Raw genomic sequence first — 14247 nt, 5'->3', positions numbered from 1 at the left:
CCCGGAGCAGCAGACACGCCGCTTTCGGCGAGAGCAAGGCAGCTCTTGGGCTCCTTTTCCGTCCCGGGGCGCAATGCCCCCCTTGCAAGAAGCCGCATGCGCGGCTGCGGATTTGCGCCTATATGGGCCACGCAAACTGGAATCGCTCGAAAATGTCCGCGCCTGCTGCGCCGTCCCCGGCGCCTAGCCTCGCCCGCTCCGTCACGATCCAGCCGGGCTCCGGCTTCTTCGCCACCTTCCGCGCGCTCTGGCCCTATCTCTGGCCGGCAGAGCGGGCCGATCTGCGTGCCCGCGTCGTCGCGGCCTTCGCCCTGATGATCGCTGGCCGCCTGATCCTGATGGGCGTGCCTTTCACCTTCAAATGGATCACAGATGCGCTGGCGCAGACCCATTCCAGCATCGAGAACTGGCTGCCCTGGCTCGTCGGCGCGCCGCTGGCGCTGACGGTGTTCTACGGGTTGGCGCGGGTGGGCTCCGCCGCCTTCGTGCAGATGCGCGACGCGATCTTCGCGCCCGTCTTCATGCATGCGGTCCGCACGCTGGCGCTGCAGACCTTCGGACATCTGCATTATCTTTCGCTGCGCTTCCATCTCGAGCGCAAGACAGGCGGCTTGACCCGCGTGCTTGAGCGCGGCCGCAACGGCATCGAGGAGATGGTTCGGCTCGGCCTCAACCAGCTCGTGCCGGTCATCGTCGAGGTCGTGCTGATCATAGCCGTGCTGCTCGGCCTGTTCGACTGGCGCTATGTCGTGGTGCTGGTCGTGATGGTCGTGACCTACATGACCTACACCATCAAGGCGACGGAGTGGCGGATCGCCATCCGCTCGGCGATGAACGAATCCGACACCGATGCCAATTCCAAGGCGATCGACTCGCTGCTGAACTACGAGACGGTGAAGTATTTCGGTGCCGAGGCCCGCGAGACCGCCCGCTATGACAACGCCATGGCGCTCTATGAGCGCAACTCGATCAAATCCTACACCTCGCTCGCCTGGCTGAATTTCGGCCAGGCTGCGATCTTCGCCGCCGGCCTGACGCTCTCGATGGTGATGGCGGTGCGCGGCTTCCAGGCCGGGACCAACACGGTCGGCGATCTCATCCTGATCAACTCGATGCTGATCCAGCTCTATCTGCCGCTGAATTTCATGGGCACCGTCTATCGCGAGATCAAGCAGGCGACGCTCGACATCGCGCAGATGTTCTCGCTGATCGGCCGCGATCCCGAAATCCAGGACAAGCCCGGCGCAAAGCCCTTGCAGGTTCCGGCCGGGGAGGTCGTCTTCGACGACGTCCATTTCGCCTATGTCCCGGAACGGCCGATCCTGCGCGGCGTTTCGTTCAAGGTCGAGCCGGGCAAGACCGTCGCCATCGTCGGTCCCTCCGGCGCCGGCAAGTCGACGATCTCGCGCCTGCTCTTCCGCTTCTACGAACCGCAGAAGGGGCGCATTCTGATCGATGGCCAGCCCATCGCCGATGTTCAGCAGGTGAGCCTGCGCGCTGCGATCGGCATGGTCCCGCAGGATACCGTGCTGTTCAACGACACGATCGAGTACAACATCCTCTACGGCCGCCCCGACGCGACGACGGAAGAGGTCGCGGAGGCGGCTCGTCTCGCCCAGATCGACCGCTTCATCCGCACCTTGCCGGAAGGCTACGCCACCTCGGTCGGTGAGCGCGGCTTGAAACTCTCAGGCGGCGAGAAGCAGCGCGTCGCCATCGCCCGCACCATCCTCAAAGGCCCGCCGATCCTGGTGCTCGACGAGGCGACCTCGGCGCTCGATTCCTTCACCGAGAAGGAGATCCAGGATGCGCTCGACCGGGTGAGCGAGGGACGCACGACGCTCGTCATCGCCCACCGGCTCTCCACCGTGGTCAACGCGGACGAGATCATCGTGCTCGACAAGGGCGTCATCGTCGAGCGCGGTCACCATCGCGATCTGCTCGCCGCGGACGGCGTCTACGCCGCGATGTGGAACCGCCAGCGCGAAGTCGACGAGGCCAAGGCCACGCTCCAGCGCGCGACCCAGGAGGAGGGCGAGAGCGTCAGGGTCTCGCTGTCGTAGCCCGGTTGCGGATAGCGCGGTCGGCCGTCTTCCGGCATTCTCCGTGATGACGCGGTGACGGCGAGCGGCAGGGGGAAACGCCATGTTCGATCCGATGACTCTGGTTGGCTTTCACACCTGGCTGAGTCTGGTCGCCATCGTTGCCGGGTTTCCGGTGACGACGGGGCTGTTGAAGGGCCATACGAAGCCGGGCTGGACCGGCGTCTTTCTCTCGACGGCCTTCGCCACCAGTGCGACCGGCTTCGCGCTCCCCGCGCCTGGATTGTTGCCTTCCCACATCGTCGGAGCGATCTCGCTGTTGTTGATCGTTGCAGCGGGCTTCGCGCTCTATGCGAAGTTGCTCGAAGGGGTTTGGCGGCGGATCTATGCGATCGCGGCGGTGCTCGCCTTCTACCTTCTCGTCTTCGTGCTGGTCGCGCAGCTTTTCCTCAAGGTCCCGGCGCTGCACGCCCTGGCGCCGACGGGTTCGGAGCCGCCCTTCGCCATCGCGCAGGGCATCGTGCTGGTCGTTTTCGCGATCCTGACCTGGCAGGCGGCACGACGCTTCACCCGGGTCTGGCACCCGGTGCATTGAGCGGCAGGCGCAGGCAGACGTGACCGCGGATGGCCGAGCTTCGTCTTTCCGGGGATGACGGCACGCGCGACGCGTCGTCGCCACCTTCCGCTCTTTCCCTCGCAGCGCGAACCTCCTAAATCTGCGCTGCGCTGGCGGCCCGTTCCGGAAGCTGCGGCAAACCCATTCCTGCGCGCCTCGTGCCGCCAAGAACAGCGGAACTCTCCATGTCCCTCGTCGATTCCGTCCGCAAGGTGATCGTGCCCATCCACAAGGAGGGCTATGTCTTCATCGCGATCGGGCTGGTGGCGACCATCATCCTCGCCAATCTCTGGTCGCCCTTCGGCTGGATCGGCGCGATCATCACCGTCTGGATCTGCTATTTCTTCCGCGATCCCGTCCGCATCGTTCCGCAACGGGAAGGGCTGGTGATCTCGCCGGCCGATGGTCGCGTCAGCCAGATCGCCCAGTCCCTGCCGCCGCCGGAACTCGACCTGCCGGCCGAGCCGATGACCCGCGTCTCGATCTTCATGAACGTCTTCGACTGCCATGTGAATCGCAGCCCCGTCGCCGGTCGCATCCTGAAGATGGCCTATACGCCGGGTCTGTTCCTCAACGCCGAGCTCGACAAGGCGAGCGACGACAACGAGCGTAACGCGCTGGCGATCGAGACTTCGTCCGGCCCCATCGGTGTCGTCCAGATCGCCGGATTGATCGCGCGGCGCATCGTCCCCTTCGTCAAGGAAGGCGACACGCTGGCCACTGGCGAACGCTTCGGCCTCATCCGTTTCGGCTCGCGCGTCGACGTCTATCTCCCGGCCCATGTCGTGCCGCTGGTCGGCGAGGGTCAGACGGCGATCGCCGGCGAGACGGTGCTGGCCGACCTCTCCGGCAACGAGCCGGTCCCCCGCAGCTACCGCGGAATCTGACGCGGGGCGGCGTTTGCCGCCCGCTGGCGCAACGCCGCGAAAACGCGTATTTCGGCACGCATGAGCGACCTGTTTCCCCCTTTCGAGCCCGAGCGCGTCGAGCCGAAGCGTGCCCGCTTCAAATCGATTCCGTTCCGGATCATTGCGCCCAACCTCGTCACGCTGCTGGCGCTCTGCCTCGGCCTGACCGCGATGCGGCTCGTGGTCGAGGGCAAGCTCGAGACCGCGACCATCTGCATCCTGATCGCCGCCGCGCTCGATGGTGTCGACGGCCGTCTGGCGCGGATGCTGAAGGGCACCTCACGCTTCGGGGCCGAGCTCGATTCGCTCTCGGATTTCGTCAATTTCGGCGTCGCCACCGGCTATGTGTTGTGGATCTTCGTCCTGCACGACCTGAAATCCTTCGGCTGGATCATCGTGCTGACGCTGGCCTGCGCCATGGCGCTCAGGCTGGCGCGCTTCAACGTCATGATCGATGACCCGAACCGGCCCGACTGGCAGAAGAACTTCTTCGTCGGCATGCCGGCCCCGGCCGGAGCCATCACCGCGATGCTGCCGCTCTATCTCCACGCCATCGGCCTGCCGGTGCAGGAATATGGCGCCCCCTTCGTCGGGATCTACATCCTGTTCATCGCCTTCCTGACGATTTCGCGCATCCCCTGCTATGCCGGGAAGACGCTGGGTGCGCGCGTGCCGCGCGATATGGTGCTGCCGATCTTCGTCGCGGTGGTGGTGATCGCCGGCCTGCTCTTCGCCTACACCTTCGAGGTGCTGACGCTGGTCGTCGTCGCCTATCTTGCGCTGATCCCGCTCAGCGTCGCCCGCTACCGCAAGCTCGAGCGCGAGCACGCCGCACAGGTTCCGCTGCCCGCAGACGCGCCGGAAAGCGCTGCCTGACGGCGCACAATGCCTGAAGGGTAACGGAGAGCGCTACCGCCGGCCCGTCAGCCGGGCCGCGTTGGCGCGGGTGCGGCGGGCGAAGGGCTCCAACGTGCTGTTCGCCACCTTGGCCGCAGCCTCGGCCAGATCGACTTGCGCCAGTGGATTGAGCGCGAGACCCCACCAGAATGCCGTGGTTGCGCAGGTTGCGGCGACGCTGCTTTCGACGACGGCGGAGACTTTCTCGACGACGGCCTTGGTAGCCTCGCGCTGGCCAGAGGAATCGCCGAGCGCGCCCTTCAGCAGCAGCGGCATCCGCATGGCAATGGTGAGTCCGGCCTCGGCTTGCATCGCGAACATCCGCGTTGCGAGCGCCTGCGCCTGTGCCCCCGTGGCGGCGGGGCGCAATGGCTTGCGCGATCTCGGCATGAGGCGAACTCCGGGGGAATCGAACGGGCAGACGGCAGGACGGCAAAAAAGGGCGGGAAGTGTGCCGTGACCGGAGGCACTTGGCAATGGCTGGTATACCAGCTGTCCAGCCTGTCTTTTATGCAACGCTCGACGATGGCCGAATGACAAGCGGTCCTGAGGCCGCCGCGCTGGGCGGCCTTGCGGATTTATCCATTCGTCGAAATGCTCTAAAGCCTGAACTCCGACCAACCCGCAAGCCGGAACCCAGCCGAGCCGCCCTTGAGCCTGTTTTCGTCTCCCAAGCAACCTGGCTGGCGCCCGATGCTGGTCCTCGCTTCGGCCTCTCCGCGCCGCCTTGCTTTGCTCGAGCAGGCGGGATTGAAGCCGGATGCACTCCTGCCCGCCGATCTCGACGAGACGCCCCGCAAGGCTGAGCGCCCGCGCGATCTCGCCCGTCGCCTCGCCCGCGAGAAGGCGGAGGCTGCACGCCAGGGCGCAAAGGCCCGCGCTGACCTCGAGGGCTGCTACATCGTCGCGGCCGACACCGTCGTCGCTGTCGGCCGGCGGATCCTGCCGAAGGCCGAGATCGTCGACGAGGCCGCCGCCTGCCTGCGCTTGCTCTCGGGTCGGGCCCACCGCGTCTACACCGGTGTGGCGCTGGTCACGCCGTCCGGCGCGATTCGCGACCGGATCGTCGAGACTCGGCTGCGCTTCAAGCGCCTCTCGACCGAGGATATCGAGCATTACCTTGCCTCCGGCGAGTGGCGGGGCAAGGCCGGCGGCTATGCCATTCAGGGCATTGCCGGCTCCTTCGTGATCAAGCTCGTCGGATCCTATACAGGCGTGGTTGGCCTGCCGCTCTACGAGACGGTCAACCTTCTCGGCGGCGAAGGCTTCCCGATCCGCTTCGGCTGGATGAACGCCGCCTGATTTCTGCGGATCGTCGGGGTTGCCTCCTCGTGGCAATGCCTTGATCCTCCCGCGCGCAGCGCGCCGGACGAGGCGCGCCTAATCGGGCATCGGCCTGTTGAGGTCGATGCCGAGGGAGGCAGGGATGACGGGACGTCTGAGAGGCAAGGTCGCGGTCGTGGCCGGTGCAGGGTCGATCGGGCCCGGCTGGGGCAACGGCAAGGCGACGGCGACGGTGTTCGCCCGCGAAGGCGCCAAGGTCGTCTGCGCCGACGTCAACCTGAATGCGGCCGAGGAAACCGCCGCCATCATCAAGAACGAGGGCGGCGAGGCCTTCGCCGTGCGGACCGACGTCACCAGGGCCGAACAGGTCGCCGATCTCGTCGACCGCACGCTTGGCCGCTACGGCCGCATCGACATCCTCGACAACAACGTCGGCATTGCCGAGGTCGGTAGCGTGGTCGACCTCTCGGAGGAGACCTGGGAAAAGGTCTTCCGCGTCAACCTCACCGGCGCCTTCCTGGCGATGAAGCATGTGATTCCGGTGATGCAGCGCCAGTTCGAGGAGACGGGGGAGGGCGGCTCGATCATCAACATTTCCTCGATCGCCTCGATCCGCCACACCGGCGTGCCCTATGCCAGCTATTCCACCACCAAGGCCGGTCTCAACCATCTCACCCGTACGACGGCGGCACAGTACGCCCCGCAGAAGATCCGCGTGAACGCCATCCTGCCGGGGCTGATGAAGACGCCGATGGTCGAGCACTCCGCCGGGCTTGCCAAGGCCTATGGCGGCGGCGACGTCGAGGCGATGTGGGCCGCCCGGGCCGCGCAGGTGCCGATGGGCCATATGGGCGAGGCCTGGGACGTGGCGAATGCGGCGCTCTTCCTTGCCAGTGACGAGGCGCGCTATGTCACCGGCATCGAACTCGTGGTCGACGGAGGTATCACGCTCAAATATGGCTGAAACCGAGAAGAACCCGCCCGCCGCAAGGCCATGCCCGATCTGCGGCAAGCCGGCGGCCGAGCGCTACCGCCCCTTCTGCTCGGCACGCTGCGCCGACATCGATCTCGGTCGCTGGCTGAAAGGCGGCTATGTGATCCCTGGCGAGCCGCTCGACGAGGCCGAGGAGGTTCCGCCCTCGCGCGACAAGGACGATTGAGGCAGGACGCCCCGAAGGTCGAGCGACAGGCTTTAACCAAGGGCCTCGCGCTGCTTCAGGAGTTCGTTGAGCAGGTCCTGCTGCTCGGCGATTCGGTTGGCGATGGTCTCCTCGACCGCGGCGCCGGCCGCGCCCGTCGCCTGTTCCGTCAGCTCGGCGATGTTGCGCCGGGCGATGGCGATCCGGGCATCCAAATCCTGCAACGTCGCATTCTCGGGCATAGCGGCCTCCCTCTGTCGCGTCGGAACAGGCGTGTTCCGAACGGCTCGATCTTGACGTGCCCGGACCACCGGCGCCCGATCTTTTCACCGATCCGTGCGCGTATTCTTCCGCCGCTTCGCGGTCCACGTCCAGCGGGAAGCGCGGCCATGCGACCATGGTCGATGTGGGGTGCGGCAGGCAGAGTGGCGGATCGCGTGGATTGCCGGCTTGGGGGGTGCCACGCGCAGCCATGATGCGCTAGTTTGAGGTATGGACGACTTTCCCGGGATCATTCGCTCGCCTCTGTCCCAGAGCATCACGCATGACGGCATTACCGTGCGGGTCGAGATCTATCGGCTCGACGGGACGGAGGGCTGGACGCTCGAACTCATCGATGAGGAAGGCGGCTCGACGGTCTGGCAGGACAGTTTCGCCACGGATGCCGAGGCCTTCGCCGAATTCATGGACGGAGTCCGCCAGCTCGGCCTCGCCAAGCTCATCGACCCTGACGAAGACGACATCGCGACGGTCCACTGAGGCCCGCCGTGCCCCGTTATTCGGACGAACTCGAAGCTGTCATCGCCGCTGAGCAGGCCTTGCGCCGGCGGATCGCCGAGCGCATTGCCGAAGAAAATGGCACTCCGGTCCGCGGCGAGCTGTCACATGAGCAGGTCGCGGCGGCCGACGACGCCATCGAGATGTGGCAGAGCGCCGGCGAGGAGGAGCAGGATCTCAACGCTTTCCGAATGATCGGGCCGCTGCAGGAATTGCTGGCGGAGCACCGCGCAGTCCTGGACCGGATTGACGATATCCAGGATCGGAGGCTGTCGTGACGCCGCCACGGAGCATCCGAGCACGAGCGGCTTCAATCCGGTAGGCGCGAGATCACGCCGACGATCGGGCGCAGATGCTGCTCCAGGATGGCGAGCGCCTGCTGCTCGTCCCACTCGGTCAGCGCCGCGATCAGGGCGTGATGTTCCCTGCTGATGCGGGCGATGCGCGTCGGATCCGTGTGGATCGCAGTCATGGCGACGCGCTGCTGGCGCGCGCCGAGTGATTGATAGAGCTCCGAGAGCACGACATTGCCGACGGCATCGACCATGACGAAGTGGAACTGTCGATTCAGCTCGACCCGGTTGAAATAATCGCCATGCGGCATTCGTTCGAGCGCCTCGAGCACCGTGTGCATTTCGGCGGGCAGCGGAATCTCCTCCCGGCAGATGCGACTGATCGCATGCCCCTCGATCATCCGCCGGGCCTCATAGAGATCGAGCAGCTCCTTGGCGTTGACCTGCCGGACGAGGGCACCGCGACGCGGTAGCAGGTCGATGAAGCGCTCGGCCTCCAGGCGGTGGAAAGCTTCCCGCACCGGTGTCCGCGAGACGCCGAGCGCGGAGGAGATTTCCTCTTCCTCGACGAAGGAGCCGCCGGGAAAACGTCCCCGCAGAATCTGTTCGCGCACATAGAGATAGACCCGCTCGCGGGTTGGCTTGCTGCGCTGGGCAGCACTCTCGTCTCGTTCGACAATCGTCATCGCCACCGCCCCTATCGGTTTTTCACAGGGCACGTCGATAGTAGACAGCAAAAAATCCGCCACGTATACATGGTGCATCAAGAGCGGGGCCCGCTTGCGATCGACCGCCGAGGCCTCGCCGGGGAACTGCATGACCGCGCTGCTTCGATCGACATCGCAGGTCCGGGTCTCATGCCGGGCCACCAGGGTTATCCGCTGTGCCGGGAGCGTTGGCATGCGGATTGCCGGAGCCCATCGCGCCCCGCCGTTCCCGCCGATCTCCGGAAGTGACCTGGGATAGTCCACCAGCGCGACCGAGCCCAGCAGCAGAGGATCAGCCGATGACCATTTCTCGCCGTTCTCTTCTTGGTGCCGGCCTGGCGGCTCCGCTCCTCGGCTCTCCCTTCCTGTCACGCCCTGCCTTTGCCCAGCGCTCCGCCGGTATCATCCGCTACGGGCTGTCCGCCTTCCCGCCGAATCTGCAGCCTTGGGTCTCGACCGGCGCCTCCGCCGGGACGGTGAAGATGCTGATCCACCGCAGCCTCGTCTCCTACGATCCCAAGGGGGAGTTGCGCGGCGAGCTGGCCGAATCCTGGTCGCGCGATGCCGAGGGTGCCTGGACCTTCAAGCTGCGGAAGGGCTGCGTCTTCCACAACGGTGAGCCGGTCACGGCCGACGACGTCAAATGGTCGATCGAGCAGATCGCAGGCGAGAAATCGACGGCTTATATGCGGGCGCAGTTCCAGCTGGTCGAGCGGGTCGAGATCCCTGATCCGCAGACGGTCCGCCTGGTCACCAAGGGGCCGCAGGCGACGCTGCCGAGCTGGTTCGCCAACTACAACACCTTCATCGTCTGGCGGGGGTCGAGCCCCAATGAACCGATCGGCGCGGGGCCGTTCCGTCTCGTCGGGCAGGAGCGCGGCACATCGCTCGAGCTCGCGCCCTTCGACAAATTCTACAAGCCGGGCATCCCGAAGGCGAAAGGCATCAAGTTCATCGTCTATGCCGACGAGAATCTGCGCAATGCGGCGCTGATCTCAGGGGATGTCGACATGATCGAGTACGTCCCCTGGCAGTCGATGGCCACCGTCGAGGCCGATTCCCGGCTGAAGCTCGACGCGCAGATGGGCCCCTTCATGGACGTGCTGTTCAACGGCACGAAGCCGCCTTTCAACGACCCGCGCGTGCGTCGGGCCGTTGCCCATGCGGTGAAGCGGGAGGATATCGTCAAGGTCGCCTTCTTCGGGCGCGGCAAGCCGCTGGAAGGGGTGCCGATCGTCGAGGGCACGCCCTGGTACGACGACAAGCTCGCGCATGGCTGGAACTACGACCCCGCCCGCGCCAAGGCCTTGCTGGCCGAGGCCGGCTTCGCCAACGGTTTCCAGACGACGCTGCTCGCCACGGCGCAGTTCGGTATGCACAAGGATACTGCCGAGATCGTCCAGCAATACCTTGCGGCGATCGGCATCCAGGCCGAGCTCCAGCTTCCCGACTGGTCGACGCGCGTCAGCCGTGGCACGCGCGGGCAGTATGACATGGCGATCCATGGCGTGGCCTCGGACAACAACGATCCGGACGGCCTGACGGTCGTGATGGACACCTCGCTGTCGCCCTCGCATGGCCGTTCCTTCAAGGTCGATGCGCCGCGCACGGTCGCCGCGCTCGCCGCCGGGCGGGCGGAGTTCGACCAGGCGAAACGCGTCGAGATCTACAAGGAGATGCAGCGCGCGGCGCTGGAGGAGGTGCCGCTCGTCGGCCTCGCCTGGCGCCAGCAGGGGTACGGCATGGACAAGGGCGTGAAGGGTTTCGCGAACCTGCCGGGCGCATTGTCCACCTCGTCCGGAAACCAGCTCGAAGAGACCTATTTCGGATGAGTGCGGGCTGGATTGGCCGTCGGTTGTTGCTGACGCTTGTGATGGCGTGGGTCGTGGCGACGATCGTCTTCCTGGCGCTGCACATGGTGCCGGGCGACCCGGCCGAGCTTCTGCTCTCGACGGCCGGCACGGTGCCCGATCCGTCCTCGGTGGCGGAACTGCGCGAGAAGCTCGGGCTCGACCAGCCGCTGCTGAGCCAGTACGGCCATTTCCTCGCGGGGCTGGCGCGCGGCGACCTCGGCGCCTCGCTGGTCGACGACTACCCGGTGATGCAGGAGATCGGGCTCAGGCTGCCGCGCACCCTGGAGCTGATCCTGGCTGGAACGGTGATCGCGGTCGCGACCGGCGTGCCCGCCGGCGTCTATGCCGCGTTGCATCGCGGCGGCGGCTTCGACCGCATCGCCTCCTGGATCACGGCCTTGCTGCTGGCCGTCCCGGTCTTCGTCGTCGGCACGCTGCTGGTGCTGCTGCTGGCGCAGACGCTCAGGCTGATGCCGGCGGGCGGCTATGTGCCCTTCGCGCAGGATCCGGGCCAGCATCTCAAGCTGCTCGCCCTGCCGGCCATCGCCATCGCCAAGGGCCTCGCCGCGGTGCTGTTCCGGATGACCCGGGCCGCGACGCTCGACGCGCTCGCGCATGACTATGTCCGCACCGCCCGCGCCAAGGGGCTGTCGCCGCGCCGCGTGCTGACGGTGCATGTGCTGCGCAACGCCCTGAACCCGGTCGTCACCCTGCTCGGCCTGCAGATGGGCACGCTGCTCGGCGGCACGGTGCTGGTCGAATACGTCTTCAACTGGCCGGGGCTGTCGACGCCGCTGCTGCGCGCCGTCGAGGGCCGCGACTACCCGATGGTGGTCGGCATCATCCTGACGATCTCGGTGCTGTTCCTGCTGATCAACCTGGTCGTCGAGCTGCTGCATGCGGCGATCGACCCGCGGGTGCAGCACGCATGAGACGCAGGAGGCTGACCAAAGCGCTCGTGCCGGGCGGATGCGTCGCGCTGATCGTGCTGATCGCGCTCGCCGCGCCGCTGCTGCCGCTGCCCGATCCGATCCGGCAGGATGTCGCCCACCGGCTCGCCGGGCCGATGGCGGGCTCCTGGCTCGGCCGCGACGAGTTCGGGCGCGACGTGCTCTCGCGGCTGGTCTGGGGGGCCCGCACCAGCCTCTCCGTCGCCTTCGCCTCGGCGCTGGTGGCCGGCCTCGTCGGCATCACGCTCGGGCTGATCGGCGGTTGGGCAAGGAGCTGGGGCGCCTTCCTGACCGTGCGCAGCGTCGAGATCATCATGTGCTTCCCGCCGGTGCTGCTGGCGCTGCTGGTGGTGACGCTGCTCGGCCCCGGCGCGGCGACGCTGATCCTGGTGCTGTCGGTGCTCTACCTGCCGGGCTTCGCCCGCGTCACCTATGCCGAGGTGCTGGCCGTCAAGGGGCGCGACTATGTCGAGGCCGCCCGCGCGCTCGGGGCCAGGCCGGCCTATCTGCTGTTCCGCACCGTGCTGCCCAACATCGCCGGCCCCCTGCTCGTGCAGTTCTCGCTCGCCGTCGCCGCGGCCGTGGTGATCGAGAGCGGCCTGTCCTTCCTCGGGCTGGGCGTCGTGCCCCCCGCCCCCTCCTGGGGGCTGATGATCCGCGGCGCCCGCTCGACCATGGAGCAGGCCCCGCTCCTCCTGCTCTGGCCCTGCGCCGTCCTCACCCTCACCATCCTCGCCATGAACCTCCTCTGCGATGCACTCCGAGATATCCTCGACCCACGCACCGCGGAACGGTGAAACAACCGGACTCGTTCGAAAGGAAACGACCATGGCCGCCAAGACCGAACCTCTCGTCCATATGGGCACCATCACGGGCGGAGAAGCGCGTGAGCTGCTCAAGTCCAACCCGGTGATCCTGCTGCCGATGGGCAGCCATGAGGACCAGGGTCCGCATGCGCCGATGGGCGATTATCTGCTCGCCGAGAAGATCGCCGAACTCGCTGCGATCCGGGCCAGCAAGGCCGGTGTCCGCACGCTCGTCGCGCCGGTCCTGCCCTATGGCGGCGCCGACTGGTTCGGGCCGATGGTCGGCGGCATCGCCATTTCGCAGGCGACGCTGACGCAGGTCATTTCCGAGATGGTCGACTCGCTGCACCGCAACGGGTTGACGCGGCTCGTCGTCATCAACGGTCATGGCGGCAATGTCGGGCCGATTGCCGAAGTGGCGCGCGAGCTCTATCTGCGCGAGCGCATCGTGTTGCCGAGCCTCTATCTCTGGCGCATCGCCTACGGGCTCCTGCCCGGCATCGTCGGCGCGGAAACCTCGGCCAAGGTCTCCGGCCACGGCGCCGATCCCCTGACCAGCCTCGGCCTGCATCTCTTCCCCGAGCTGATGCGGACGGACCTCGTGCCGGCCGGCAAGCCGCTGAAGCGCGACCCGGTCCTCGATCTGCCTTTCACCGGGCTCGGCACCGCGAGCTTCGAGGGCGCCGAGGTCGGGGTGCCGCATGAATACGACGAGGTCTATCATCAGGGCGTCGGCAAGGGCGATCCGAAGCTGTGCTCGCCGGAGACCGGGGCGAAGCTCGCCGAGAAACTGAGCGATATCGTCTCCCGCTTCGTCGCCCATTTCGCTGGCAAGGTCCCGGCCTGAGCCGGAGCCTTCCGCCGTCCTGAGAGCCTGCCGCCGGGGGGCGGCGCCACTTCTGGAGGTTTTCCGATGTTGACCCGCCGCCTCGTCATCCAGTCAGGCCTTGCCACGATCGCTGCGCCCGCCGTCCTGCGGGCGCAGACCCTCTCGGGTTCGGTCACGCTGATGACCTATACGGGCATCTTCCAGGACAACTACACCAAGGCCGTGGTCGAGCCGTTCCTTAAGGCTCACCCGGGCGTGAAGGTGAACTTCGTTTCCGCCGGCACCTCCGCCCAGATGGTCGGCGCCGTGCGGGCGCAGAAGGCCGATCCGCAGACCGACGTGGTGATCATGGACGTCACCACCTCCAGCATCGGCAATGCCGAAGGCCTGTTCGAGAAGCTGGCGCCGGCCGAATTCCCGGTGCTGAACGAACTTTTGCCGGAGGCCCGCGCCGCCGGCGGCGAGTTCGGCCCGGCGGTCACTTTCGACCATCTCGTCATCGTGCAGGACGCGGCGCTGAAGCCGCAGCTTGCCAAGCTCGCCGATCTCTGGCGGCCCGACCTCAAAGGTGGGATCGCACTCGCCGCGCCGCCGAACATCCAGGGGCTGGCGCTGACCGCCATGGTCGAGAAGATGGAGGGGGGCGATTACCGCAAGTCGATCGACGCGGCGATCAAGAAGCTCAAGGAGTTGGCGCCGGGCGTCACCACCTTCGAACCCAATCCCGACGGCTATTCGCTGATCCTCAACGGCGTCGCCAAGGTCGCGACCGGCTGGAACGCCCGCGCCCAGCTCTATTCCGACCAGACGGGAGGCAAGATCAACGCGCTGCTCCCACCGGAGGGCTCGGTCTTCCAGGTCAACACGATCAACCTGACCGCCGGTTCGAAGAACCGGGCGGCCGCCGCGGCCTTCGTGGCGCATGCGCTGTCGCAACCCGCGCAGAAGGCGTTCACCGAGCGCATGTTCTACGCGCCGACCAATGGCAAGGCCGAGATCGATCCCAAGGCGCTGGCGCGTACCGCCGCCTCGCCCGAGAACCGGGCCCGGATGATCGGCGTCGACTGGAACGAGATCCTGAAGCTGCGCGACCAGTGGAACAACCGCTGGCGGCGCGAGATCATCGCGGCGGCGCGCTGATCGGCC

17 protein-coding genes are annotated in these 14247 nt (G+C 66.7%); 14 read left to right on the top strand and 3 right to left on the bottom strand.

Features of this window, described 5'->3' with window-relative positions:
• Nucleotides 1–152: 152 nt before the first annotated feature.
• The 4 genes from CE453_RS20050 (at nt 153) to CE453_RS20035 (ending at nt 4442) form a co-directional block, all read left to right on the top strand.
• Complete coding sequence (locus CE453_RS20050) at nt 153–2063, top strand: ABCB family ABC transporter ATP-binding protein/permease (RefSeq protein WP_089176178.1); 1911 nt, start codon at nt 153–155, stop codon at nt 2061–2063.
• A gap of 82 nt (nt 2064–2145) precedes the next feature.
• Complete coding sequence (locus tag CE453_RS20045) at nt 2146–2637, top strand: hypothetical protein (protein ID WP_248307809.1); 492 nt, start codon at nt 2146–2148, stop codon at nt 2635–2637.
• Nucleotides 2638–2816: 179 nt separating this feature from the next.
• Nucleotides 2817–3545, top strand: coding sequence for a phosphatidylserine decarboxylase (locus tag CE453_RS20040; RefSeq protein ID WP_282568764.1), 729 nt, complete (start codon nt 2817–2819; stop codon nt 3543–3545).
• A 60-nt stretch (nt 3546–3605) separates the two neighbouring features.
• Complete coding sequence (locus tag CE453_RS20035) at nt 3606–4442, top strand: CDP-alcohol phosphatidyltransferase family protein (RefSeq protein ID WP_089176176.1); 837 nt, start codon at nt 3606–3608, stop codon at nt 4440–4442.
• A 33-nt stretch (nt 4443–4475) separates the two neighbouring features.
• Here the strand turns inward: CE453_RS20035 and CE453_RS20030 are convergent, their stop codons facing one another.
• Nucleotides 4476–4853 carry a hypothetical protein gene (locus CE453_RS20030; protein WP_157733118.1) on the bottom strand — a complete coding sequence of 126 codons (378 nt, stop codon included), beginning with the start codon at nt 4851–4853 and terminating at the stop codon, nt 4476–4478.
• Nucleotides 4854–5156: 303 nt separating this feature from the next.
• Between CE453_RS20030 and CE453_RS20025 the strand changes: the two genes are divergently transcribed.
• The 3 genes from CE453_RS20025 (at nt 5157) to yacG (ending at nt 6907) form a co-directional block, all read left to right on the top strand.
• On the top strand, nt 5157–5765 hold the full coding sequence (locus tag CE453_RS20025; RefSeq protein WP_089176174.1) for a Maf-like protein: 609 nt from the start codon (nt 5157–5159) through the stop codon (nt 5763–5765).
• 124 nt (nt 5766–5889) lie between these two features.
• Nucleotides 5890–6711, top strand: a complete 822-nt coding sequence (locus tag CE453_RS20020; RefSeq protein WP_089176173.1) for an SDR family NAD(P)-dependent oxidoreductase — start codon at nt 5890–5892, stop codon at nt 6709–6711.
• Nucleotides 6704–6907 carry a DNA gyrase inhibitor YacG gene (yacG, locus tag CE453_RS20015; protein ID WP_089176172.1) on the top strand — a complete coding sequence of 68 codons (204 nt, stop codon included), beginning with the start codon at nt 6704–6706 and terminating at the stop codon, nt 6905–6907. Before CE453_RS20020 ends, yacG begins: the two co-directional genes overlap by 8 nt.
• Nucleotides 6908–6939: 32 nt before the next feature.
• On the opposite strand, the gene CE453_RS20010 is transcribed toward yacG, so the two are convergent.
• Nucleotides 6940–7128: a hypothetical protein gene (locus CE453_RS20010; RefSeq protein WP_089176171.1), complete on the bottom strand. Its 189-nt coding sequence runs from the start codon at nt 7126–7128 to the stop codon at nt 6940–6942.
• 250 nt (nt 7129–7378) lie between these two features.
• Between CE453_RS20010 and CE453_RS20005 the strand changes: the two genes are divergently transcribed.
• Nucleotides 7379–7645, top strand: coding sequence for a hypothetical protein (locus CE453_RS20005; RefSeq protein WP_089176170.1), 267 nt, complete (start codon nt 7379–7381; stop codon nt 7643–7645).
• A 59-nt stretch (nt 7646–7704) separates the two neighbouring features.
• On the top strand, nt 7705–7941 hold the full coding sequence (locus CE453_RS20000; protein ID WP_157733117.1) for a hypothetical protein: 237 nt from the start codon (nt 7705–7707) through the stop codon (nt 7939–7941).
• Nucleotides 7942–7973: 32 nt separating this feature from the next.
• On the opposite strand, the gene CE453_RS19995 is transcribed toward CE453_RS20000, so the two are convergent.
• Nucleotides 7974–8642, bottom strand: coding sequence for a GntR family transcriptional regulator (locus CE453_RS19995; RefSeq protein ID WP_089178037.1), 669 nt, complete (start codon nt 8640–8642; stop codon nt 7974–7976).
• A gap of 320 nt (nt 8643–8962) precedes the next feature.
• On the opposite strand from CE453_RS19995, the gene CE453_RS19990 reads away from it, so the two are divergent.
• The 5 genes from CE453_RS19990 to CE453_RS19970 all read left to right on the top strand — a co-directional run bounded on the left by CE453_RS19990 (nt 8963) and on the right by CE453_RS19970 (nt 14241).
• Nucleotides 8963–10495 carry an ABC transporter substrate-binding protein gene (locus CE453_RS19990; protein WP_089176168.1) on the top strand — a complete coding sequence of 511 codons (1533 nt, stop codon included), beginning with the start codon at nt 8963–8965 and terminating at the stop codon, nt 10493–10495.
• Complete coding sequence (locus CE453_RS19985) at nt 10492–11448, top strand: ABC transporter permease (RefSeq protein WP_089176167.1); 957 nt, start codon at nt 10492–10494, stop codon at nt 11446–11448. The genes CE453_RS19990 and CE453_RS19985 overlap by 4 nt, the downstream gene beginning before the upstream one ends.
• Nucleotides 11445–12263, top strand: coding sequence for an ABC transporter permease (locus tag CE453_RS19980; RefSeq protein WP_198302162.1), 819 nt, complete (start codon nt 11445–11447; stop codon nt 12261–12263). The genes CE453_RS19985 and CE453_RS19980 overlap by 4 nt, the downstream gene beginning before the upstream one ends.
• Nucleotides 12264–12294: 31 nt before the next feature.
• The gene (locus CE453_RS19975) at nt 12295–13119 is read left to right on the top strand and encodes a creatininase family protein (RefSeq protein WP_248307808.1); all 825 of its coding nucleotides are present in this window, start codon (nt 12295–12297) and stop codon (nt 13117–13119) included.
• A gap of 66 nt (nt 13120–13185) precedes the next feature.
• On the top strand, nt 13186–14241 hold the full coding sequence (locus CE453_RS19970) for an extracellular solute-binding protein (RefSeq protein ID WP_089176166.1): 1056 nt from the start codon (nt 13186–13188) through the stop codon (nt 14239–14241).
• Nucleotides 14242–14247: the final 6 nt, after the last annotated feature.

Source organism: Bosea sp. AS-1, assembly GCF_002220095.1.
GTDB lineage: Bacteria > Pseudomonadota > Alphaproteobacteria > Rhizobiales > Beijerinckiaceae > Allobosea.
This window is presented reverse-complemented; position numbering and strand designations above follow the sequence as displayed.